The organism is Chryseotalea sp. (assembly GCF_057350905.1).
In genome coordinates, this window is the sequence record NZ_JBMRCF010000022.1 from 104,542 (window position 1) to 125,802 (window position 21,261).

Genomic DNA, 21,261 nt, shown 5'->3' on the forward strand with positions numbered 1-21,261 from the left:
AAGTAATAAAGTGCAGTTAGCTTTTTTGAGTTAGCTGCACATTTTTTCTATAGCCGAAAATTCTTTCTCGAAATTCTTTACACGCTCTATAAACTTAAATTCAGTCTCCTTACCCACTCGTTTTACTCTGTACTTAATCTCTCTGTCATTAAATACCCAACGCAACTCATAGTTATCTAAGGTGGGGTTTACCATCATCCCTTGTGCTGAATCTTTTAATATAGACCTGGCCTTAATCAATTGCCTGTTCTTTTCATCAAAGCCTGCAATTTTAAAAGTACCGTAAGAGCGAACAAGATCAGCACTGATATCATCTTTCAATAAATACTTTGTTTGTCGCAAGGCACCATCTATATAGAAAAGGGTAATAGAGGCTGCTTCTATTGAGTAAAATGTGTTGGCAGGTTCATGGATAACATAAAAGGAAGCCCTGTCGCAAAAGAAATCTCCGAAGTGATGACTTTCAAGTTGAAAGGTCTTCTCAACTGCACTGGTGTTGAGTTGAAGCAAGCTGTCTGCATAAACACGCTTTTTATTTTCAGCAGGTTTTTCTTCAATTAACAATGCTTCAATGGGTACTGCTTCTTTTTCTGTAGGTGCTGCACAGGCTAGAGTTAGCAAAGCAGCCAAAATGAATAAGTTGCTTTTTCTCATATTGAAGTATCTAAGATAGTTATTAAAAGATATGATTATTCTTTAACCATTTGTCCGCTTCATCGTTTGCCTGTTCCTGAGTCAAAAAATACCATCCCAGAGCGCAGATCAAGATTTGACTTTTCAGAGTTCATCTCCTTTTTCCAGCATCCTTCTTTCAAGCTCTTCAGTCAATCTAAAATCTGTCTTTTTAATTTTATCTAAAATAGATTTAATAGATGGTATATACCCAGACAACTTTGCATCAATGATTACACCAAGACACCCTGTTATTCTAATCCCAAGTTGTTGAGCGTACCTTCTTCCCTTCAAATCGTCTATTATCAGTAAACAATCACTTTGTTCAATTGCAAAAGCTATTGCACTTGCTTCCCCTCTATCCAATGATGCTTCTAGTATTTTTTGATATACTTTGTTTGTGGCTGCTTTGACTTTAAACCAACTTGGCAGTTCTTTTTTAAACTCATCTGCTATCTCCTGTGTTATTATAATCTCTCCAAAAAGTTTATTTAACAGATTCAATTCTCCAATTTTATCAAGAAGAATCAAGCAACTGGTATCAGAGATTATAATTTTTTGCATTCGCTAAATCGCTGTCGAGTTCTGTTGATGGATAATTAAAAACAGAAACGCCATAGGCGTTCAGCATTTCCATAAAAGTTGCTTTAGAAAGTCCCACTAACTCTGCCGCTTGCCCTAATGAAAGCTTACCTGTTTCATACAACCTTGATGCTATTGCCATAAGGGCCTCTTTATCATCAATTTGAACAGTATCCGGTATATTTATGGTGATGGTCTTCATTATTTCAATTTAAGCTTTTATTACTACATTCCATTAATCTTTGATAAGATTATGGAAGATAAGTTAATACCTAATCTCCAAAAGTCTTACCCTACTCCCTCCCCTTTGCCAATCCAACCAAGGTAAGTTCGACTACAATCAGATTTTTGTTGAAATTGGAATACAAGAGTTTTACGTAATCAAGGTTTTGTATATCCAGGGCAATAGCAAAACCTTCATCGAAACGATTTACATCCCATTGCAGGGCTTCCATCACATTGCCTGTGCCACCTTTGGTAACAACATGTTTTAGAATTATCTGATGTTCCTGCGTATTCATTTAAAACTTATTTACAGTTAAACTTTTTTGAACACTGCCGTAGCATTATGCCCGCCAAAACCAAAGGTATTACTCATGGCCACATTCACTTCTTTCTTAAGCGCATTACCAATAAGAATATTTAAACCTTGCGGTAAAGCCGGATCAATATTTTGTGTATTGATGGTTGCCGGAATAATTCCTTCTTCTATAGCCTTAATACAAATAATGGCTTCAACCGCACCCGCACCACCCAACAAATGCCCAATGGCTGATTTGGTGGCACTGATGTGTAATTTATGATTATCAGCAAACAATTGCTTCGTTGCTTTCATCTCACTTAAATCACCAACCGGTGTTGAAGTAGCATGCGGGTTTAAATAGTCAACATCATTCGCTTGTAAGCCTGCATCATCCAAGGCCCACTGCATACCCAAGAGCGCACCCTTACCCTCCGGATGCGTGGCAGTCAAATGATAAGCATCGGCAGACATGCCACCACCAGCAACTTCTGCATAAATTTTAGCACCGCGTTTTACAGCGTGCTCATATTCCTCTAACACCAAAGTACCCGCACCTTCACCCATCACAAAACCATCGCGGTCCACATCAAAAGGTCGGGAAGCACGACCAGGATCATCATTGCGCGTTGATAAAGCTTTTAATGCGTTGAAGCCACCAACACCTGCCTCATTAATCGCGGCTTCCGAACCTCCGGTAATCATGATGTCGGCTTTATTCCACCGCACATAATTCATCGCTTCAATAATAGAAGTAGTTGATGTTGCGCATGCCGAAACCGTTGTAAAGTTTGGTCCCATAAAACCATACTTTATGCTAATCCAGCCCGAAGCAATATCAACGATAACTTTCGGAATGAAATAAGGATTAATACGGGGTGTTCCATCGCCTTTGGCAAAATCAATGATCTCGTTTTGAAAAGTTTGAAAACCACCATTACCCGAACCCCAGATTACACCTACTCTGGTTTTATCTATCGTGTCCAGGTTTAACGCTGAATCCTGTATTGCTTCGGCCGTAGCTGCTAAAGCATAGTGTGAAAATGGATCCATTTTTTTTATCTCCGATTTTTCGAAATAATTTAATGGATCAAAGCCTTTTAGTTCGCAGGCAAACTTTGTCTTAAACTTGGTTGTATCAAAATGGGTAATGGTTGCTGCTCCGCTTTTACCGGCAATCAGGTTTTTCCAAAAATCATTTACTGTATTACCAAGGGGTGTTAAAGCCCCCATACCTGTTACTACCACTCTTCTTTGTTTCATCAGATTTATTTAATGGTTATACTCTTAATAACGTTTTTACAATGACTAATGGCTGCACTCAATGCAAGCGATGAAGAAGATACTTTCGAAATCATCAGACCGCCTTCAATGGCCGCAAAAAAAACAGTGGCCAGTTCGCGTGTGTTTATGTCTGCATGAAATTCCTGTTCTTCAACACCTTGTTTCAACAAAACATTCATATGCTCGATAGACTTATTGATCTCCGAAGCGACCACTTTCTTCATTGATATCCGATAATCATCAGCTTCAATCGCTGTGTTCAGCAAGGGACATCCCCCCTGCACAGGTGGATTTGAATAAACACTTTCATAAAAATCAAGGAGCTTCAACAATCGCTGACGTGGTGACCCGCCATTTCCCACAAACGTTTTCGCTACCTCCCTGATCCTTTCGATCGTAAAGCGGAATGCTTCACGGGCTATGTCTTCTTTATCGGTAAAATTGCCGTATAGAGAACCTTTTGTAAGGCCTGTAGAGGCTGTTAAGTCTGCAAGTGAAGTGCCTTCGTATCCTTTTGTATTAAAAATCGGTGCTGTTCGCTCAATAATATACTTACGTGTTTGTGTTGCTTTTGACATCCGCACAAAAATATACCATTCGGTATATTTTTACAAACAATAAAGGAATTAATTAAGCTGTGTATTGGTTTTATTAGCAGTAGTCTTAATTTTGGCCTGCTTTTAAAGGAATATAATCCCGTATATAAATGACAAAAATTGGTATTAATGGTTTTGGTCGTATCGGCCGCCTGGCTTTCAGAGCCGCAGTTAACCGCAAGGATATTGAAATTGTAGGTATTAATGACCTGGTTGATCCTGAGTACATGGCTTACATGCTTAAATATGATTCAACACATGGACGATTTGATGGCACAGTTGAAGCCAAAGATGGTGCATTGATTGTTAACGGAAAGAAAATTCGTGTAACCGCTGAGAAAGATCCTGCTAACCTTAAGTGGAATGAAGTAGGTGCAGAAATTATAATCGAATCAACAGGTTTGTTCTTAACACAAGCGGATGCACAAAAGCATATTACGGCTGGTGCTAAAAAAGTGGTGATGTCTGCTCCTGCAAAAGATGACACCCCTACCTTTGTAATGGGTGTTAACCACAAAAACCTTACTGCACAACACACAATTGTTTCTAACGCATCTTGTACTACTAACTGTCTGGCGCCACTGGCTAAAGTATTAAACGACAAGTTTGGTATTGTAGAAGGTTTGATGAGCACAGTACACGCAGTAACAGCAACACAAAAAACAGTAGACGGTCCTTCAGCAAAAGACTGGAGAGGTGGCCGTGGTGGTTTCTCTAACATTATCCCTTCATCAACAGGTGCGGCTAAAGCAGTAGGCCTGGTATTGCCTGAGTTGAAAGGTAAGTTAACAGGTATGTCATTCCGTGTGCCTGTAGCCGATGTTTCTGTAGTAGACTTAACAGTAAAGCTTGACAAACCTGCTTCTTACGAAGATATTAAGAAGGCCATGAAGGATGCTTCTGAAGGCGAGTTGAAAGGCATTCTGGGTTATACTGAAGACGAAGTTGTATCACAGGATTTCCTGGGCGATGCACGCACTTCTATCTTCGATGCAAAAGCAGGTATCGCTTTGAATGATAAGTTTGTGAAGGTAGTAGCCTGGTACGATAACGAGTGGGGTTATTCAAATAAATTGATTGACCTGGTTCAGGAATTGGCCAAGAAATAAGTTCTGAGCATATTTTGATAATCAGAAAGCCCCTTAAAAGGGGCTTTCTTGTTTTTAAGACCTGGCTTGATTAAAGCCTAACGGAATGGCTAATCGGTTTCGCCATTACCTGCTTACAAAAAGATTATGCATCGTATAAACGATTCAGCTATCTTAGACGTTAATAGGTTGGACATGGCAGATTACTACCAGCTTCTGGGCATTAAACAAAATGCCTCCTCAACAGAGATCCGAACGGCTTATAAAAAGCTGGCCATGCTCTATCACCCTGATCGGAACCCCGGCAATAAAGAAGCGGAAGAGTTATTCAAGCTTATCAATGAAGCTTACCACGTGCTGGCTGACCCACAAAAAAGGCAGATCTATGATCTAGGTATATCTTATCCTCAACACACTTACCATAGTTCTGCGCACGACACTTCTGCTTACTGGCGACAATACCATAGGCAGCGTTATGAGCAATGGAGACAAACACAACAGAGCACTTATAAATTCGATAAACGTTATTTTAAGATACAGGGACTTGCGATTGGTGTATTTTTATTGATAGCAGGTTTTTGTTTTGGCGCGATTAATATCATTGAATATGTTCATAACAAAAAACTAACAGAAACATATCAACAAAATCTTGCCTTGATCCAACAGGTAAATGTGCTCTTCTTTAGTGGTAAACAAGAAGAAGCATTTACTAAAATACGACAACTGCAAAGAGAGGAGCCACTGGAATATCTATTTTCTTTTGCTGAAGACAGTCTGATTATTTCATTAAGAAAGCAGGCAGAAGTTGAATTTGGTGAGGCCAAATTTGAGGATGCCAAACGACAATTTAAATTACTGGAACAATATGAAAAACCAGTTCGTGCACAAACATATCAGCGAATAGCGGAATGCGAATATTACACTGGGCAGTATGAAGAATCCCTTACTATTCTAAAAATGCTACTCGAAAAACAACCTGGCAATATTGAACTGATTCATCGCATCGCGCTCATTTATCAGGATGATGTACAAGACCTGCCACAAGCGCTTATCTATTTGAGCATGGGACGTAAAAATTTCAAAACCTACATGACCAGTCTGTATGGGGAAGCCTTTGAATTGATGATGAATCCTGCTTATGTACACGATATTTATTTCGATATTTTCAGGCGCAGGGCTGCTGTTAATATTGCCTTGCAAAAATTTGAAGATGCAGAGAAGGATTGCAGTTGGGCAATTGTGCTTCGTCCGCATTTGCCCGATGCCTATTACGACCGAGCACTCATCGCGCGAAGGCTGTATAAATACAATCGTGCCTGCGATGATTTAAGTAAAGCCGAAAGTCTTGGTCATGAAAAAGCACACGTAGAGAGAAAAAGAAATTGCGCTGGATAATCAACCTGCAATCTCTGTCACTGCTTGCTGTCTTGTCAATTGTTCATTGACAATTGACAATTCTGACTCAACTGAATATTATCTCTTTATAAAAATCCCAACTCCTACATTAGGTGCTGCTAAAATATTTCTTCCTGCTAAAGCAAAACCAGCTGATGCACTAAGTCCCCAATTTTTATTGACAACGTAGGCAAACTCAACAGATGGCGAAACATACTCGGTGTTGTTGGAGAAGATTCCGTTATCCGCCACCAAAGTACTTCCATTAAAAAACGATTGCACAAGATCAAACTTAAGTATCGCTACCAGTTTACTTTTAAAAGTGTAACCAACTTCTGCACCTGCTCTAAAATCATCTGAAAAGTCCTTTGTACGATTATTAAAACCAACGTAAGCCGAGGCATACACTGGTTTGGGATAAAAAGAGTGACTCGCATCAATACGCAGCAGCTGATTAAACTCACCATCTCCGGATTGTAAAATGCCGCTTGCACCCCCACGTGTTTCACCAAGGGGCAACCCTAGTAAAACAGTAGCGCTCACCACAATGGGTTTGTCTTTAATCAAACTATACTTAAAACTAATATCAGTATCACCAACGGCATTCAGCTCCTCTCCTTCATCAACGCGTCCGCTTTGTCTGTACTGCACCTCATTAAGGGTAGCACGAACAAAAAAAGGCAGATACAAAACAGCAGTCAGTCGGTTGCTAAGACCATACTCTGCATACAAAGAGGTGGTATATAAACTTGTGGTGCGTATATCAACAATCTCACCGCTGGGCGAATAATAAAAAGGAGAAACAATGGCGTTTTGACCCAACTTAACGTAAGTCTTGCGCTTACCAACAGGCCAGCCGCCACCCGCTAATGATTCAACACTAACAGAGAGAAGGATTAATAGTAATAAACTTTTCATTTTTAATTCATTTCAGCGTAACCAAACGTGACCGATGCTGGCTTACATAGTATAATCACATACTTATACTGATCAATTGTTATTGACGCATTCAGGTTAGATATGTTAAAAGTCTTTGCACCATTGGTCGTAATCTGTGCTACTTCAAAACCGCCTGCTTTTACCTGCGAACCAGCAGTTGTGTTGGCTAAATAGATATAGGTACCTAATGCAAAACTAGTTTGGAAATCATCACTCAACTTTAATACCAGCTGACCATCTACCATGCTTAGCGTAGCAGTGCCACGTGCCTGATAACCTCCGGCTGGCACAAAGCTGCCCTGACGCATGTTTGAACTGCCTATAGTGAAAATGATACTATTGCTTTTTACACCTTCAGCTTTTGCATGGATTTCTACTACACCATTCGCAAGTGCCTTAACCAGACCAGTTGAAGAAACGCTGGCCAATGTTTCATTCTCTGTAAACCATTCTATTTCTCTATCTGCCAATACTTCACCATCAATATTACGAGCCATTGCTGTTAACTGAACCTCCTCCGATAAACTTAAAGATGTATTGGAGGGTGTTTCAATGGTAACTGAAGCAACGGCTGAAGCATCATTGACTACCGTAATTTGAAGTGCTTTTGAAGCATCCAAATAGGTGACAACAATGTTTGTTGTGCCTGCGGCTTTTCCTTCTACCTTGCCATCCTGAACACTGGCAATATTTTCATTTTCACTTTGCCAGGAAAGTGTGTAGTCTCTTAGTATACCATATTGATCGAAATAAACCGCTTCAACGTCAAAGACTTCACCTGTGCGCAATGCCAATATATTGCCTTCAGTGTTCAGGAAGGCAATAGAATTACCTTTTACCAGATCTATAGGATCATCCAGAACATCAACACCGACACATGAAAAATTGAGTAAAAGAAAAATTATAACAAATGGTCGCCTCATACCCGATTTTTTTTACGAAATTGAACAACTGATTTGACATTTAGAGTCGCCTCAGCGACATAAGACCTTAGCCCATGAATACCGAACTTAGTCACGAACAACTCATCAGTATCAAAAAAAGCTACCTAAACATGCTAGCGCTTTTTCTTGAGAAAGAACAAGTAAGAAGTGCCTATTTGCGCTGTTTACTAAAATGGGGTTTTCAGTTGCATCTCAGCCCTGCAGATCTCTATCACATCAATGTAGATGTATCTGAGCTGGCCTATAAAGATCCGGCTAGCAAGGTGGAAAAGCTTGAATCCATTTATCACCTTGTCTATATGATCTATCTGGATCAGGTGGTGGAAGATATGGAACTTGAGGTTGCCTCCCTTTATGCTGTCAAACTTGGCTTTAAGGACAACCTGGTGAGTGAATTATTTAAATCAATTGCCACTGCTGTTTATGACGACAATGTGAAGCGGGATGTTCGCCAGGAGGTATTGGATTTCCTGAAAGTTTACGAAGCCTAAGCAGGTATAAAAAAGCCAAAACTGCTGTTTTATAGCACTTTACAGAAAAAATGGCTTACTTTGTAATGATTTTTCATGCCCCCTCTCATTCTATATCGGTCATCAGGCTTTACAGGCTTGCAAAAGCGCTTTGCTGTGTTGCTTATTGCAGGGCTCTGCTTTTCCTTAGGTCTGTCAGCCCAAAGCTTTCATAAAGACAAGCATAAATACTACAAAAGTGTTTACAAGAAGGGAAACTCTTCTGTTGCGCGCGCTTGCGATATCGTTAAAAGAAATAAAAAATCAGGCAAAAACAGGCACGTGCCATCTTTGGCAGCCCGAAAAAACAATAAACCTAAGCCCATGGCCGAGGTAGGACCACCTGTCGCATCTGCCTCTTCAAAGAGTAGCCCCGTTGTTACTCCCAAGCCTATACCTAAAATTACTACCGTTAAACCAACTTTCTCACCAACGCCTACAGTTCCAAAAACGCTGCTGGATGAGCTTCATAATAAAGAAGACAAGGTGTTGGAGTTGAATCATTTACCCAAACCCACATCAGAAAAACACGAAGAAATCAGAAGGCTGGTGGCCAACACAATTAGTAAGAAAACAGATAATGAACCCATCGAATTGGAGCCACTTTTCTTTACTTTCGATCAGGATGAGTTTTCTGTTGTTGACATGGATCCTTTCCTGATTGCCGTTGAATTTGCGCTGCAGGGGAAACATATATTGATTGAAGGCCATACTGACCACCAGGGCAATGACGATTATAATGTTCAATTATCCATAAAACGTGTTCAAAAAATCCGACAACTCATGTTGGATATGGGTGTACATGACGACCAAATCTCAGTGGTTGGCTATGGCGAAGAAGTTACTGACCATAGCGATAAATCCGAAGACGGTAAACAACAAAACAGAAGGGTCGATTTCAAGGCTTTCTGATCCCTATCCTGATACTGTGATTCGCTGGCTCATCATGCAGAGTCATGCAAGTTTTTCATTGAAACGAGGGAATACCTCCACTTTTTAGCACCTTAAAAATGATGTAACCAGCAAGTCATGGAGTCCCTGATAAAGTGAAAACTCTGTTTTTAGACTAAAAATGGCCTTTATAATCAGATTTTGCATGGTATATGCAATTGATTCGTTCGCTAATGGTAAAGCTACTGATGTAGGGTGCAAGAGTTATTTTACATAAGATAACGGGGCTGGCAAGCGACATTTGTCTTAACAAAACCCAACCACCATGATCTCATCCAGCATGAAAAGTAATTCGAAGGACGTAGGGAACGTAAACGTTTCAGGCCGCTTAAAGCAGATCTTTGTTTTGATACTCGCCATCCTGATCGGGATGATTATTTCTGCTACCACCGCAGATGCTAAAGACTACCAGCGTGAGGCGCAAAGAAAAAATAAAGCCAGCTACAGAAAGCAGGCAAACCTGATGGCAAATGCTTGTCAGCTTTTAAGTAATAAACGCAGCAACACAACTAACTTCGTTGTAAAAGACAGAAGTAAATTGAAATACAGATAATTAATAGCGTTGATTTAGTTTTAGAAAAAGCGTCCCCCTGACGCTTTTTTTATTGTACACCAATCGCTTGCATGAGCATTTCCTTAGACTTGTCGGCCGCAAGCCAACGTACTGTCTGATCGCGTTTAAACCAGGTTAGTTGCCTTTTCGCATAATGCCTGGAGTGTTGTTTAAGTAAACGCACTGCTTCATGCTTTTCATATTTCCCCTCTAAAAAATCAAAAATTTCCTGGTAACCCACTGTTTGCAGGGCATTTAAATGCCTAAGTGGAAATAAGCGTTCTGCTTCTTCAAAGAGACCTTGTTCAATCATGATATCCATGCGCCTGTTAATGCGATCGTATAATGGTTCGCGTTCCAGTTCCAGGCCTATTTTTATAACCTCAAAAGCGTGTTCTCTTTTCACCTTCCCCCTGAAATGCTCAATGGATTGACCTGTAAACGTGATCACCTCCAATGCCCGTATTAATCGATGTGGATTCTGCTGATCAATTGTTTTATATAACGCAGGATCCTGCCTTGCCAATTCATTCTGCAACCAGGAAACTCCATTTTCAGCATACTGCTTTTCAATGGACTTCCTCACTGCATCAGGCACTTCCGGTATTTCATCAAAGCCATCAATTACAGCCTTTATATACAAACCACTTCCGCCAACCATCACAACATGCTCATACTTTTCAAAAAGCGATTGTAAAAGCGGATAGGCCTCCCTTTCGTACTGTCCGGCATTAAAATCCTGGTGAATGCTATGAGAATTGATAAAATGGTGCCTGACTTCCCTTAACTCTTCAACGCTGGGTTTAGCCGTGCCTAATTCCATTTCCTTAAACACTTGCCGGGAGTCTGCCGAAACGATTTCGGTGCCCAAGTGCTTTGCGAGGGCAACCGATAGGGCTGTTTTGCCTACGGCAGTAGGCCCGACAATCACAAATAGCTTTTTTTGAGGAATTAACACAAACAAAGGTACAAAGCCCACCCTATTTACCACAAAGCAAGCGCAGAAGTGCTTAATCAACCTTACCTACTTTAAAGCTATTTGCCTATCTTGCAGGCGCAGAAAAGTAGAGAAACGATGATTAAGTACACAACACAATTCCTGTTAAAGATTGAGGAAATGATCGGTGAATCTGACTACATGTTGCGCTATGAAAAAGGCAACTTTAAGTCAGGGTATTGCGTGCTCAAAGATCAAAAAATAATGATCGTGAATAAATTCTACACCACAGAAGGTAAGATTAATGCCCTGTTGGATATTCTTAAAGGCACAGAGTTAGACACTTCGAAATTCAGCGAAAAAAGCCAAAAGCTTTTTGAAGAATTGATGCAAACGCCTGTCAGCAATTGATTGTTACTTTTTTAGGAACCGGCACTTCTCAGGGTGTACCTGTTATCGGGTGTACTTGTCATATTTGTACTTCATTAGATTACCGCGATAAAAGGCTCAGAACCTCCATTCATGTGGATGTTGACGATCAGAGTTTTGTTATTGATACTGGCCCTGATTTCCGACAGCAAATGTTACGCGAAAAAATCAAGCGATTAGATGCTGTGATTTTTACCCATGCGCATCGTGATCACACGGCTGGTTTAGATGATGTAAGAGCCTACAACTTCATGCAGGCCATGGATATGCCAGTTTACGGTACGGAAGAAGTGTTGGCCCAATTGAAGATTGAATACGCTTATGCCTTCGCTGATATAAAATATCCGGGTATTCCAAGGTTATTATTGAATGAAATCAATAACAAGCCCTTTATGATAAACCAGGTAAATATTACACCCTTACCTGTTATGCACATGAAGTTGCCTGTGCTTGGATTCAGGATAAACAATTTCAGCTACATCACCGATGCCAACTTTATTCCTGATACTACTTTTGAATTATTAAAAGGCACACAAGTATTGGTATTAAATGCTTTACAGGTAGAGCCACACATTTCACATTTCAATCTCGAGCAGGCTATTGCCATTGTCGAGAAGATAAAACCAGCAAAGACATATTTTACGCACATCAGTCACAAGCTTGACCTCCACAGTGTGATTGAAAGAAAATTACCCTATAACATATCGCTTGCCTATGATGGTTTGCAGATAAATATTTAGTTAAAGGTTGATCGTTGGTCGTTGTTGGTTGGTCGTAAGACCTATCCGTACTAACAACCAGCAACGAATAACCAACAACGATCAAACAACAACTAATTATCAGATTACTTTTTTAGTGATCGCAGGAAACCCTTCGACTTAATGAATAATTACTAAAGGCAAAAAATTACAGGATTTTAGTAACTTTGTAAAGTTTACAATTGAAATGACTAAGCAAGAAATCAAATCAGAGATTCAAAAATCACTGGATCGTATGCCTGAAACTGTCTTACAGGATGTACTGGCTTTTTTGCGTCATGTTGAAGGGCACCCATTAGAAAAAATTAACCTCGCCAGTAATTTAAGAACCATACTAGAGGAAGATAAGCAGTTGTTACAACGCCTCGCCAAATGATTAAAATTGAAGAGGTTGAGAAGATTCATGAAATACTGATCGAACATTTTGGCGGAGCAAAAGGAATTCGAGATAAAGCCAGCCTCGAGTCAGCTATTCATCGACCCTATCAAACCTTTAGTGGTGTTGATCTTTATGCCAACCCAATAGAAAAAGCCGCTGCCCTTTTTGAAAGTATAATCTCCAATCATCCATTCATTGATGGTAACAAAAGGACAGCCTATGTGCTCATGAGGTTGTTATTAAGAGAGAGCGGATTTGACCTAAGAGTAAGCGAAGATGCCAAGTACGATTTTGTTATCAGCGCAGCAAAGGGAGAGCTGACCTTTGAGGATATTAAAAAATGGATACAATTCAGTATCCAGTAAACTACCGAACAACGAACAACCCACAACCAACAACCATCTCGTGCACAACAACTATTACACATTCCGGCAACTTACGCGAGAACTCGAGCCTTTACTTAGCAAGAGTGTTGTTTCCGAATGTTATAGTCAGAACAAAGAGGAATTAATCATTCGCTTTGAAATTAAAGACCAGTCTTTTTACATCAAAGCAAACCTTCAGCCCAGCTTTTCCTGTTTGTCTTTTCCGGATGTTTTTCACCGGGCCAGAAAAAATTCTATAGATCTTTTTCCTGATTGTATCGGATTAACTGTTGAAAGTATCCGTCAATTCAATAACGAAAGAAGCTTTGCCATTTTGCTCAGTCAAAACTTTTCTCTTCTTTTTAAAATGCATGGCAACAGATCAAACATAATTTTATTCGAAGGCAAGCAGGTACATGCTATATTCCGCAACAATCTTGAAGTTGATGAAAATATTGCATTGGCTGATCTGGATAAAAACATAGACTGGCGTGCAGAAGCCATGCCGGATACAGCTGAAGGAATCCGCAAACATTTTTTCACATTGGGTAAATTGGTTTGGCAGCTATTGGAAAAAGAATCATTTTTTATCCAAGCCCGGGAAGCACAATGGAAAAGATTACAGGAAATAAAGTCCCAGCTTGAATCACCATCATTTTACATAACAGAAAATGAAGGCAGTATCTTATTATCATTATTCCCTACAGGTAATGTAATTCTTCAGGAGGATAAAGCCGCAGTTGCGTTAACACAATTTCATAATCACTACCAGCAGTCTAATGCTTTTGAGCAGGAAAAAGCAAAGGCCCTCCAAGCCATTGCCACTACACTCAAGAGCACAAATGCCTATCTCAGCAAGACTATGGCCAAGCTTAACGAGGTTACACACGATCAGCATTACAAAATCTGGGCTGATGTGCTAATGGCCAATATGCATGCCATAAAACCTGGCGCTACTCATGTAAGTCTGCCCGATTTTTATAACAACAATCAACTGATTGAGATCAAACTCAAGCAAGAATTAAGTCCACAAAAAAATGCTGAAGTCTTTTACAGAAAATCAAAAAATCAGCAACAGGAAATTGACCGTTTGCAAAAAGCGATTGATGAGAAAGAGGCTGAGAAGCAGAAAACTGAAGCTTTGCAGACACAACTGAACAACATTACCTCACTCAAAGAACTCAGGGCCTTACTGCAAACAACGCAACCATCCACTGCAAAAAAAGAAAAAGTAGTTATACTCCCCTTTCATGAGTTTGTATACAAAGACTATACAATCTGGGTTGGCAAAAATGCACAAGCCAACGACTTACTTACCCTCAAACACAGCCGTAAAGAAGACCTTTGGTTACACGCAAAAGATGTAGCAGGTTCTCATGTAGTCATCAAACAGAAGTCCGGTAAACCTTTCCCCAAAGATGTTATCGAGCGTGCCGCACAACTGGCTGCTTATAATTCAAAAAGAAAATCGGAAGGTTTAGTACCAGTGGCTTATACACCAAAAAAATTCGTCAGAAAAAGAAAAGGCGACCCTGCTGGCATGGTGGTTGTTGAGCGCGAAGACGTTATTTTGGTAGAACCCAGGTTAATTGACAATTGACAATGGTCAATTGTCAATGATGAGTGTGCATGTCGATTTATTTATCTGCCCTTCTTGTTCTAATAAAAGCAATGATTATGCTAAAGGCAAACCAGGTAATGATCCTGTTTGTTGGAATGGTGTATTCGTAGAAGGATGCGCCTGTTTTAATGAGAATCCAATTGTGAAATAACAGGTTAACAACTAGCCCAAACACCAGAATAAGAATAAAGCTGACAACAAACTGTTTTAATTTATAGTTGTTCATTGTCAGCTTTACGTTAACTCTTTATTACAAAACCTTTCGATAAGGGCTCCGCTTGATCCGTGAAGTACTTTTTATTGTCAATTGACCATTGTCAACTGTCAATTAATCTTACTTGACTACGTTCACCTTAATGGTATTAGTTCTATTGCGCTCATGGATTGGCATACTGGCCAGCACAATAAAAGTATCTCCAGTTTTTACATGTCCGTCACGTTTCAATACATTTTCTACATCATCCATCGTCTGATCGGTAGAAAACATTTTGTCATAGAAGTAAGTGCGAGCACCCCAAACAAGACTCATGGTGTTTAGGATGGTTGTATTCGCTGTAAATACAAAAATATTGGTATTTGGTCTGTGTGAAGAAGCGCGGAAAGCTGTGTAACCTGAATAGGTCATACCCACAATGGCCTTGGCGCCAATATCTTTAGCCAGTTTACAAGCCGATAGTACCAAACTGTCATTCATATATGATTCAGTGGCCGCATCTAACTCGCGATAGCGATAATAGATCTTCTGATTTTTTTCTACCGAAGCAATCGTGCGCACCATACTACGGATTACTTCAATCGGGTATTTACCAGCTGCAGTTTCAGCAGAAAGCATCAAGGCATCAGCACCATCCATCACGGCATTGGCCACGTCATTGGTTTCTGCGCGTGTAGGCCGTGGGTTTTCAATCATGCTTTCCATCATTTGGGTAGCCACAATCACAGGCTTGCTGGCTTTATTACATTTTTCAACCAGCATTTTTTGCACCATGGGTACTTCCTCCATCCAGATCTCTACACCCAAATCACCACGGGCTACCATCACAGCATCAGTTAGCTCAATGATTTCATCAATATTGCTCAACGCTTCAGGCTTTTCAATCTTGGCTATGATTTTAGCATTCGATTTATTCTGATCGATAATATTGCGCAATACAGTAATATCGTGCGCCTTACGAACAAAAGACAAGGCTATCCACTCAACATTATGCTTCAGTCCAAATTCAAGGTCTTTTAAATCTTTATCAGTTAAGGACGGTGCAGATACTTTGGTATTTGGCAGGTTAATACCCTTCTTCGATTTTAGAGGACCGCCATAAATAACCTCCGTCACTACATCAATGTCTCTTACCTCTTTTACCTTAAGCTCTATTTTACCATCGTCAATCAAAATGGAATCACCATGCTTCACATCATTCGGTAATGCTTTATAAGAAGTGCTGGCCATCTCACGATTACCAACTAATTCGCGGGTGGTGATGATAAATTCCTGACCGCGTTCCAGTATAATATCTGGTTGCATATCCTGCACCCTGATTTTAGGGCCTTGCAAGTCTTGCAGCAGGCACACGTGTGTGCCCATCTCTTCGTTTAACTCGCGTACAGCTTTTATAACCTTCAAATGATCCTCATGTGCACCATGAGAAAAATTAAGGCGAAATACATCAACACCCTCTTTCACAAGGGCTCTGAGCATGTCTTTGTTATTAGAAGCGGGGCCGACCGTAGCGACTATCTTGGTCTTGTTGTACGAAACTTTCTCGAACATAAAATTTAGAAAATAAAATTCTCTTTTGATTTAAGAGTATCCAAAGGTATAAAAGCAGCCAGTTCTACCGAAGGAATTTGACGAACGGCATCTAATAAATTTTCTGCAAACGATTGTTCGCCAGCCTGTACCACCAGCAAATAATCAAAATGAGGATATTCTGGGGCTAAAAAGTATTTTCCCCCATCTGTTTCCTGGGGTTTGTTGCGTATGAGGCGAATAAAACGCGTATTCGTTTGATGTACATGGCAGGAAAAACTACGCTCTATATTTCCTTTAAAACCCATTAAGATATCTTCCTTTTTTACAAGGTGCAGCCCCAGACTCTTATTAAGCTCCCAGGCAAGCTTATATCCTTTAAAACTACTGGCCAGGCCCAACAGCACAAAATCAAAATCATAATCAACAACCAGCTTAGTTTTTTTCATGTGTTAATTTTTACTTTTTTGTTTACACACATGGAATATCCATGAAATTAACGTCTTTGGGGTGCATGCAGTGCATGGATATTTCATAAAAAGGGGCTCAGCAACAATTTTACAGTTAAATTATTCAGATTTGACAATTATGAGGTAAATCTCTTTCTTTGCACAGATTTTAAAATCCAAAACCTTACAAACATGTCTGAAATTGCACAAAAAGTAAAGCAGATCATTATCGAGAAGCTTGGCGTAGAAGAATCTGAAGTTACTCCTGAGGCTAGCTTCACTAACGATCTTGGCGCTGACTCTCTTGACACTGTTGAATTGATCATGGAATTTGAGAAGGAATTCAATATTTCTATCCCAGATGATCAAGCAGAAAACATCGCTACCGTAGGTCAGGCTATCTCTTACCTAGAGCAAAACGCAAAGAAATAATTTTTCAAGCCCAGGCTTGACCATTACATCCCGCAAACCATGACATTTAAACGAGTTGTAGTTACAGGACTAGGTGCGCTCACCCCAATCGGCAATACTTACCAGGAGTACTGGAAAGGCTTGAAGGAAGGTAAGAGTGGCGCTGCGCCCATTACTAAATTTGATACAACACTGTTTAAGACAAAATTTGCCTGCGAGGTTAAAAACTTCGAAATAGGTAATTTCATGGACCGTAAAGAGGCGCGTAAACTCGACCTTTTTGCGCAGTATGCAATGGTTTCTGCCGATGAGGCCGTTAAAGACTCAAACCTTCCGCTGCAAGAACTCAACCCCGACCGTGTTGGGGTTATCTGGGGCTCTGGCATCGGAGGGTTGATTACTTTCTCTGAAGAAGTAAAATCTTTTGCCAAGGGAGACGGGACACCCCGTTTTAACCCTTTCTTCATTCCTAAAATGATTGCCGACTTAAGTGCCGGCCACATTTCTATCAAGTATGGCTTCCGTGGCCCTAACTTCTCCACGGTTTCTGCATGCGCTTCCTCTACCAATGCCATTTATGATGCCTTCACTTACATTCGTTTGGGTAAGGCCGATGTTATGGTAACGGGTGGTTCTGAAGCAGCGGTTGCAGAAGCAGGTGTAGGTGGTTTCAATGCCATGAAAGCGCTATCTGAAAGAAATGATTCTCCGGAAACAGCCTCCCGCCCTTACGATAAAGACCGTGATGGTTTCGTATTGGGTGAAGGTGCCGGGGCGCTCATTTTAGAAGAGTACGAGCACGCAAAAAAGCGCGGTGCTAAAATTTATGCAGAAGTTGTAGGTGGTGGCATGACTGCCGATGCTTACCACATTACTGCACCTCACCCCGAAGGTTTAGGCATTACACGTGTTATGCAAATTGCTTTGGAAGAAGCAGGGCTGACCGTTGCTGATGTCGATTACATAAACACACACGGAACCTCCACACCACTGGGTGATATTGGAGAGATTAAAGCCATTCAACGTGTTTTCGGAGAGCATGCGTATAAGGTGAACATCAGTTCTACCAAATCCATGACCGGACACTTACTGGGTGCAGCAGGAGCCATTGAAGCCCTCGCTTGTATCATGGCTATTAATGATTCCGTGATCCCCCCTACCATCAATCACTTTACCGATGATGACGGGCTTGATCCAAATCTGAATTTAACCTTTAACATTGCCCAAAAACGCGAAGTAAATGTTGCTTTAAGCAATACTTTCGGTTTCGGTGGCCACAACTTCTCTATCATCCTGAAGAAGTACAAAGGTTAAACAGTCCCTCATTCACATTTTTACCGTTCAAATCCTTTGTGTAAGTTTATGTCTTGGCAAAAGATGTTTTACCTAATGCACTAGTGCTTGGTCTGGAAAATCCTTAGAAGTAAATCGGAGTCCGATACAAGGCTGATAGCTGCTATCCGAAATATTGCAGGCTTTACGCCTTCTAATTTAGAGCTATATCGGCTGGCGACTTTGCATAGTTCTATTGCCAAACCCAATAGCAAAGGCCTAAAAGATTCTAACGAACGTTTAGAATATCTCGGTGATGCTATTTTAGGTGCTGCCGTAGCTGACTACCTCTTCAAAAAATTCCCTTACAAGGACGAAGGTTTCTTAACAGAGATACGATCGCGCATTGTAAACAGAGAAGCACTTAACCTACTGGCACGCAAAATTGGCATTGGTAACATTGTACAATTCGATAATAAAAACCTGCACCTGCAACAAGTGATTTTGGGCAATACCCTTGAAGCCATTGTCGGAGCTGTTTACCTGGATAAGGGTTATTTACGTTGTAAAAAATTTGTGATCGATAAGTTGATCGCCCCCAATTACGATTTAGATGAGATCGTCAACTCTAACTCAAACCACAAGAGCAAGCTCATCGAATGGTCGCAGCGGGAAGGTAAAATCATCCGCTTCGAGATTGTTGAGGTGAAGAAATCTAAAAACCGCAAAGAGTTTACCGCCCAGGTAATGATTGATAACGAAGCAAAAGGAACCGGCTATGGCAACAATAAAAAGAAAGCCGAACAAGACGCAGCCTTTAAAACCATCGAGCTCTTGCAAATACCCAACGCGGACTAGGTTTTGTCATTCATTGTCAAAATTTTTCTATCCAGCACAAGCATCTTCACTATAATTATTGTTTTTTTACTGTTCGATAAACCACTGCGATGCTCAAGCATCTTACCATAAAGAATTACGCCCTGATTAAAGAACTGGAGATGAAACCCTCCGATTCCTTATCGGTTGTTACCGGTGAAACCGGTGCCGGTAAATCTATTATGCTGGGTGCCTTGGGTTTACTCATGGGCAATCGTGCCGACACCAAGGTATTATGGAATGCAGATGAAAAATGTGTTACCGAAGGTGTTTTCGATATTAAGGGTTATAAGCTAAAAGATGTATTCAAGGCTGAAGATCTTGATTACGATACTACCACAGTTATCAGGCGGGAGATCAGCCCCGGTGGCAAGTCGAGAGCCTTCATCAACGACACTCCGGTTACCCTGGAGGTGATGAAGAAAATCAGCAGTTTATTATTGGATGTTCACTCCCAGCATGAAACGCTGTTGTTGGGACAACAATCTTTTCAGTTGGCTTTGGTGGATGCCTTTGCTGAAAATGAAAATTTACGCAATGACTATGCCCTTGCCTGGAAGACTTACCTGACTACTAAAAAAGATTACGAAACTTTAAAAGCAGAAGCTGAAACACTGAAGGCTGAATCAGACTATATCCGTTTTCAGTTAGATGAATTGGTGAAAGCTGATTTGCATGATCTGGACCAGGCCAAGCTGGAATCGGAGGCAAAAATAATGGAGCATGCAGAAGAGATCAAACAACGCTTCCGTGCATCACTTGCCATTTTACAGGATGGTGAATATGCTTCCCGTAATTCCATTAGCGAGGCACGCAGCCTTATACAACAAGTAAATGCTTACGCTGAAAAGTACAACACACTTTTTAGTCGTGTAGATAGTCTCTTAATTGAATTAGATGATATCATCGATGAACTGGAGCGTGAGGAATCCTCCATTGATTTTGATGCTGAGCGAGCAGAATTCGTAAAGGAACGTATCAGCGTTTTATATCGGCTGCTTAAAAAGCACAGGTTAAATGATGTTGAGGCCTTAATTGCCCTGCAGGAAGAATTGCAGGAAAAAGCCAACATCACCGACAATGTGGATGAAGCACTCGCCACACGGAAAAAAGCTTATGAGCAGGCAGAGAAAGAATTAAAAGCCCTTGCCAAAAAACTAAGTGAGTCAAGACATAAAGTTTTTGCACCGCTCGCTAAAGAAATTACAAGCCCCCTAAAAGAGCTGGGCATACCGACTGCGGTAATTGAATTTGAAAGTAATAGCACAGAGCCCAGTTCAACTGGTGCTGACAAAATCGATATTTTATTCAGTGCCAATAAAGGCATTAGTCCTAGACCCTTGGCGCAGGTTGCCTCCGGTGGTGAATTTGCCCGCCTCATGTTTTGCATTAAACAAGTAATGGCGGAGAAACAAGCCATGCCTACTTTAGTGCTTGACGAAATTGACACAGGCGTTTCCGGTGAGATTGCCTTAAAGCTGGGCGACATGATGAAGAAGATGGCTAAAAAACATCAACTCATTACCATCAGTCACTTGCCACAAATTGCAGCGAAAGGCGATGCACATTTTTATGTGTACAAGGATAACTCTTCTTCAAAAACCATCAGCATCATTAAAGAACTCGATGAAAAAGAACGCATCGAAAAAATTGCTGAAATGATTGGTGGTGCCAAGCCTTCTAAAACTGCACTGGACAGTGCGAAGGAGTTGATGAAGCTTTAGATTTTCGAATGTCAGCTTGCAAAAAGCAAATTGTCTGTATCAGGATGGTCAGGATTTGAGGATTAACAAGATTATATTTTTTATACTCAATAAATATTAAGCTTATCACTTGTCCTCCTCTTCTCGTCCTCGTTTGCAACCATAGCCGTCAGGTTAAGGAAAGCTAAATCAGTAACCCCAATCGTAGGGGATGCTCATATTTTTTAATGCCCATTTTGTTTGATTTGCTGATCAGATGGGCTTTACTCACCAGCATGCTCAAA

The 21,261-nt window shown here is 40.6% G+C and carries 25 protein-coding genes; 14 read left to right on the forward strand and 11 right to left on the reverse strand.

What is annotated here, in order from left to right:
- Positions 1–30: 30 nt before the first annotated feature.
- From ACO1XM_RS20305 to ACO1XM_RS20330, 6 genes are all read right to left on the reverse strand, one after another.
- Positions 31–654, reverse strand: a complete 624-nt coding sequence (locus tag ACO1XM_RS20305; RefSeq protein WP_486232461.1) for a hypothetical protein — start codon at positions 652–654, stop codon at positions 31–33.
- A gap of 123 nt (positions 655–777) precedes the next feature.
- Entirely contained in the window at positions 778–1,236 is a 459-nt protein-coding gene (locus ACO1XM_RS20310) for a PIN domain-containing protein (RefSeq protein WP_486232463.1), read from the reverse strand.
- The gene (locus tag ACO1XM_RS20315; protein WP_486232465.1) at positions 1,214–1,456 is read right to left on the reverse strand and encodes a UPF0175 family protein; all 243 of its coding nucleotides are present in this window, start codon (positions 1,454–1,456) and stop codon (positions 1,214–1,216) included. The genes ACO1XM_RS20310 and ACO1XM_RS20315 overlap by 23 nt, the downstream gene beginning before the upstream one ends.
- Positions 1,457–1,547: 91 nt before the next feature.
- Entirely contained in the window at positions 1,548–1,775 is a 228-nt protein-coding gene (locus ACO1XM_RS20320) for a hypothetical protein (RefSeq protein ID WP_486232467.1), read from the reverse strand.
- A 17-nt stretch (positions 1,776–1,792) separates the two neighbouring features.
- Positions 1,793–3,037 (reverse strand): beta-ketoacyl-ACP synthase II, encoded by a 1,245-nt coding sequence (fabF, locus tag ACO1XM_RS20325; protein ID WP_486232469.1) that lies wholly within the window; start codon positions 3,035–3,037, stop codon positions 1,793–1,795.
- Between the two features lie 5 nt (positions 3,038–3,042).
- Positions 3,043–3,636 (reverse strand): TetR/AcrR family transcriptional regulator, encoded by a 594-nt coding sequence (locus ACO1XM_RS20330; protein WP_486232471.1) that lies wholly within the window; start codon positions 3,634–3,636, stop codon positions 3,043–3,045.
- A 128-nt stretch (positions 3,637–3,764) separates the two neighbouring features.
- On the opposite strand from ACO1XM_RS20330, the gene gap reads away from it, so the two are divergent.
- Together gap and ACO1XM_RS20340 are read left to right on the forward strand one after the other, a co-directional pair.
- Positions 3,765–4,763, forward strand: coding sequence for a type I glyceraldehyde-3-phosphate dehydrogenase (gene gap, locus ACO1XM_RS20335; RefSeq protein ID WP_486232473.1), 999 nt, complete (start codon positions 3,765–3,767; stop codon positions 4,761–4,763).
- Between the two features lie 174 nt (positions 4,764–4,937).
- Entirely contained in the window at positions 4,938–6,137 is a 1,200-nt protein-coding gene (locus ACO1XM_RS20340; protein ID WP_486232475.1) for a J domain-containing protein, read from the forward strand.
- Between the two features lie 78 nt (positions 6,138–6,215).
- Here ACO1XM_RS20340 and ACO1XM_RS20345 read toward each other — a convergent pair whose 3' ends face one another.
- Entirely contained in the window at positions 6,216–7,055 is an 840-nt protein-coding gene (locus ACO1XM_RS20345) for a hypothetical protein (RefSeq protein WP_486232477.1), read from the reverse strand.
- A gap of 2 nt (positions 7,056–7,057) precedes the next feature.
- Complete coding sequence (locus tag ACO1XM_RS20350; protein WP_486232479.1) at positions 7,058–7,999, reverse strand: DM13 domain-containing protein; 942 nt, start codon at positions 7,997–7,999, stop codon at positions 7,058–7,060.
- Between the two features lie 74 nt (positions 8,000–8,073).
- On the opposite strand from ACO1XM_RS20350, the gene ACO1XM_RS20355 reads away from it, so the two are divergent.
- The 3 genes from ACO1XM_RS20355 to ACO1XM_RS20365 all read left to right on the forward strand — a co-directional run bounded on the left by ACO1XM_RS20355 (position 8,074) and on the right by ACO1XM_RS20365 (position 10,033).
- Positions 8,074–8,511, forward strand: coding sequence for a hypothetical protein (locus tag ACO1XM_RS20355; RefSeq protein ID WP_486232481.1), 438 nt, complete (start codon positions 8,074–8,076; stop codon positions 8,509–8,511).
- A 75-nt stretch (positions 8,512–8,586) separates the two neighbouring features.
- Positions 8,587–9,441: an OmpA family protein gene (locus ACO1XM_RS20360; RefSeq protein WP_486232483.1), complete on the forward strand. Its 855-nt coding sequence runs from the start codon at positions 8,587–8,589 to the stop codon at positions 9,439–9,441.
- 304 nt (positions 9,442–9,745) lie between these two features.
- Positions 9,746–10,033 carry a hypothetical protein gene (locus ACO1XM_RS20365; protein WP_486232485.1) on the forward strand — a complete coding sequence of 96 codons (288 nt, stop codon included), beginning with the start codon at positions 9,746–9,748 and terminating at the stop codon, positions 10,031–10,033.
- A 49-nt stretch (positions 10,034–10,082) separates the two neighbouring features.
- Here ACO1XM_RS20365 and miaA read toward each other — a convergent pair whose 3' ends face one another.
- Complete coding sequence (gene miaA / locus ACO1XM_RS20370; protein WP_486232487.1) at positions 10,083–10,991, reverse strand: tRNA (adenosine(37)-N6)-dimethylallyltransferase MiaA; 909 nt, start codon at positions 10,989–10,991, stop codon at positions 10,083–10,085.
- A 117-nt stretch (positions 10,992–11,108) separates the two neighbouring features.
- Here miaA and ACO1XM_RS20375 point away from each other — a divergent pair, with 117 nt between their 5' ends.
- The 5 genes from ACO1XM_RS20375 to ACO1XM_RS20395 all read left to right on the forward strand — a co-directional run bounded on the left by ACO1XM_RS20375 (position 11,109) and on the right by ACO1XM_RS20395 (position 14,501).
- Complete coding sequence (locus tag ACO1XM_RS20375) at positions 11,109–11,381, forward strand: hypothetical protein (protein WP_486232489.1); 273 nt, start codon at positions 11,109–11,111, stop codon at positions 11,379–11,381.
- A complete protein-coding gene (locus tag ACO1XM_RS20380; RefSeq protein WP_486232491.1) occupies positions 11,378–12,139 on the forward strand; it encodes an MBL fold metallo-hydrolase in 762 nt (253 codons plus the stop codon). Before ACO1XM_RS20375 ends, ACO1XM_RS20380 begins: the two co-directional genes overlap by 4 nt.
- Positions 12,140–12,344: 205 nt before the next feature.
- A complete protein-coding gene (locus ACO1XM_RS20385; RefSeq protein WP_486232493.1) occupies positions 12,345–12,533 on the forward strand; it encodes a hypothetical protein in 189 nt (62 codons plus the stop codon).
- Positions 12,530–12,901, forward strand: coding sequence for a type II toxin-antitoxin system death-on-curing family toxin (locus ACO1XM_RS20390; protein ID WP_486232495.1), 372 nt, complete (start codon positions 12,530–12,532; stop codon positions 12,899–12,901). The genes ACO1XM_RS20385 and ACO1XM_RS20390 overlap by 4 nt, the downstream gene beginning before the upstream one ends.
- Complete coding sequence (locus ACO1XM_RS20395; RefSeq protein ID WP_486232497.1) at positions 12,861–14,501, forward strand: NFACT RNA binding domain-containing protein; 1,641 nt, start codon at positions 12,861–12,863, stop codon at positions 14,499–14,501. Before ACO1XM_RS20390 ends, ACO1XM_RS20395 begins: the two co-directional genes overlap by 41 nt.
- A gap of 355 nt (positions 14,502–14,856) precedes the next feature.
- Here ACO1XM_RS20395 and pyk read toward each other — a convergent pair whose 3' ends face one another.
- Together pyk and ACO1XM_RS20405 are read right to left on the reverse strand one after the other, a co-directional pair.
- The gene (pyk, locus tag ACO1XM_RS20400; protein ID WP_486232499.1) at positions 14,857–16,287 is read right to left on the reverse strand and encodes a pyruvate kinase; all 1,431 of its coding nucleotides are present in this window, start codon (positions 16,285–16,287) and stop codon (positions 14,857–14,859) included.
- Between the two features lie 5 nt (positions 16,288–16,292).
- Positions 16,293–16,715, reverse strand: coding sequence for an IPExxxVDY family protein (locus tag ACO1XM_RS20405; protein ID WP_486232501.1), 423 nt, complete (start codon positions 16,713–16,715; stop codon positions 16,293–16,295).
- A 192-nt stretch (positions 16,716–16,907) separates the two neighbouring features.
- Here ACO1XM_RS20405 and ACO1XM_RS20410 point away from each other — a divergent pair, with 192 nt between their 5' ends.
- From ACO1XM_RS20410 to recN, 4 genes are all read left to right on the forward strand, one after another.
- Positions 16,908–17,147: an acyl carrier protein gene (locus tag ACO1XM_RS20410; RefSeq protein WP_127122455.1), complete on the forward strand. Its 240-nt coding sequence runs from the start codon at positions 16,908–16,910 to the stop codon at positions 17,145–17,147.
- A 39-nt stretch (positions 17,148–17,186) separates the two neighbouring features.
- Positions 17,187–18,440: a beta-ketoacyl-ACP synthase II gene (gene fabF / locus ACO1XM_RS20415; RefSeq protein WP_127122456.1), complete on the forward strand. Its 1,254-nt coding sequence runs from the start codon at positions 17,187–17,189 to the stop codon at positions 18,438–18,440.
- A gap of 87 nt (positions 18,441–18,527) precedes the next feature.
- A complete protein-coding gene (rnc, locus tag ACO1XM_RS20420; RefSeq protein WP_486232504.1) occupies positions 18,528–19,256 on the forward strand; it encodes a ribonuclease III in 729 nt (242 codons plus the stop codon).
- Positions 19,257–19,345: 89 nt separating this feature from the next.
- Entirely contained in the window at positions 19,346–20,998 is a 1,653-nt protein-coding gene (gene recN / locus ACO1XM_RS20425) for a DNA repair protein RecN (protein WP_486232506.1), read from the forward strand.
- The last annotated feature ends 263 nt before the right edge of the window (positions 20,999–21,261 follow it).

Excerpts from the sequence above, each read along its gene's own strand:
- ACO1XM_RS20305 (WP_486232461.1), bottom strand. The coding sequence starts at position 654 with ATGAGAAAAAGCAACTTATTCATTTTGGCTGCTTTGCTAACTCTAGCC.
- ACO1XM_RS20310 (WP_486232463.1), bottom strand. The coding sequence starts at position 1,236 with ATGCAAAAAATTATAATCTCTGATACCAGTTGCTTGATTCTTCTTGAT.
- ACO1XM_RS20315 (WP_486232465.1), bottom strand. The coding sequence starts at position 1,456 with ATGAAGACCATCACCATAAATATACCGGATACTGTTCAAATTGATGAT.
- ACO1XM_RS20320 (WP_486232467.1), bottom strand. The coding sequence starts at position 1,775 with ATGAATACGCAGGAACATCAGATAATTCTAAAACATGTTGTTACCAAA.
- fabF (WP_486232469.1), bottom strand. The coding sequence starts at position 3,037 with ATGAAACAAAGAAGAGTGGTAGTAACAGGTATGGGGGCTTTAACACCC.
- ACO1XM_RS20330 (WP_486232471.1), bottom strand. The coding sequence starts at position 3,636 with ATGTCAAAAGCAACACAAACACGTAAGTATATTATTGAGCGAACAGCA.
- gap (WP_486232473.1), top strand. The coding sequence starts at position 3,765 with ATGACAAAAATTGGTATTAATGGTTTTGGTCGTATCGGCCGCCTGGCT.
- ACO1XM_RS20340 (WP_486232475.1), top strand. The coding sequence starts at position 4,938 with ATGGCAGATTACTACCAGCTTCTGGGCATTAAACAAAATGCCTCCTCA.
- ACO1XM_RS20345 (WP_486232477.1), bottom strand. The coding sequence starts at position 7,055 with ATGAAAAGTTTATTACTATTAATCCTTCTCTCTGTTAGTGTTGAATCA.
- ACO1XM_RS20350 (WP_486232479.1), bottom strand. The coding sequence starts at position 7,999 with ATGAGGCGACCATTTGTTATAATTTTTCTTTTACTCAATTTTTCATGT.
- ACO1XM_RS20355 (WP_486232481.1), top strand. The coding sequence starts at position 8,074 with ATGAATACCGAACTTAGTCACGAACAACTCATCAGTATCAAAAAAAGC.
- ACO1XM_RS20360 (WP_486232483.1), top strand. The coding sequence starts at position 8,587 with ATGCCCCCTCTCATTCTATATCGGTCATCAGGCTTTACAGGCTTGCAA.
- ACO1XM_RS20365 (WP_486232485.1), top strand. The coding sequence starts at position 9,746 with ATGATCTCATCCAGCATGAAAAGTAATTCGAAGGACGTAGGGAACGTA.
- ACO1XM_RS20375 (WP_486232489.1), top strand. The coding sequence starts at position 11,109 with ATGATTAAGTACACAACACAATTCCTGTTAAAGATTGAGGAAATGATC.
- ACO1XM_RS20385 (WP_486232493.1), top strand. The coding sequence starts at position 12,345 with ATGACTAAGCAAGAAATCAAATCAGAGATTCAAAAATCACTGGATCGT.
- ACO1XM_RS20390 (WP_486232495.1), top strand. The coding sequence starts at position 12,530 with ATGATTAAAATTGAAGAGGTTGAGAAGATTCATGAAATACTGATCGAA.
- pyk (WP_486232499.1), bottom strand. The coding sequence starts at position 16,287 with ATGTTCGAGAAAGTTTCGTACAACAAGACCAAGATAGTCGCTACGGTC.
- ACO1XM_RS20405 (WP_486232501.1), bottom strand. The coding sequence starts at position 16,715 with ATGAAAAAAACTAAGCTGGTTGTTGATTATGATTTTGATTTTGTGCTG.
- ACO1XM_RS20410 (WP_127122455.1), top strand. The coding sequence starts at position 16,908 with ATGTCTGAAATTGCACAAAAAGTAAAGCAGATCATTATCGAGAAGCTT.
- fabF (WP_127122456.1), top strand. The coding sequence starts at position 17,187 with ATGACATTTAAACGAGTTGTAGTTACAGGACTAGGTGCGCTCACCCCA.
- recN (WP_486232506.1), top strand. The coding sequence starts at position 19,346 with ATGCTCAAGCATCTTACCATAAAGAATTACGCCCTGATTAAAGAACTG.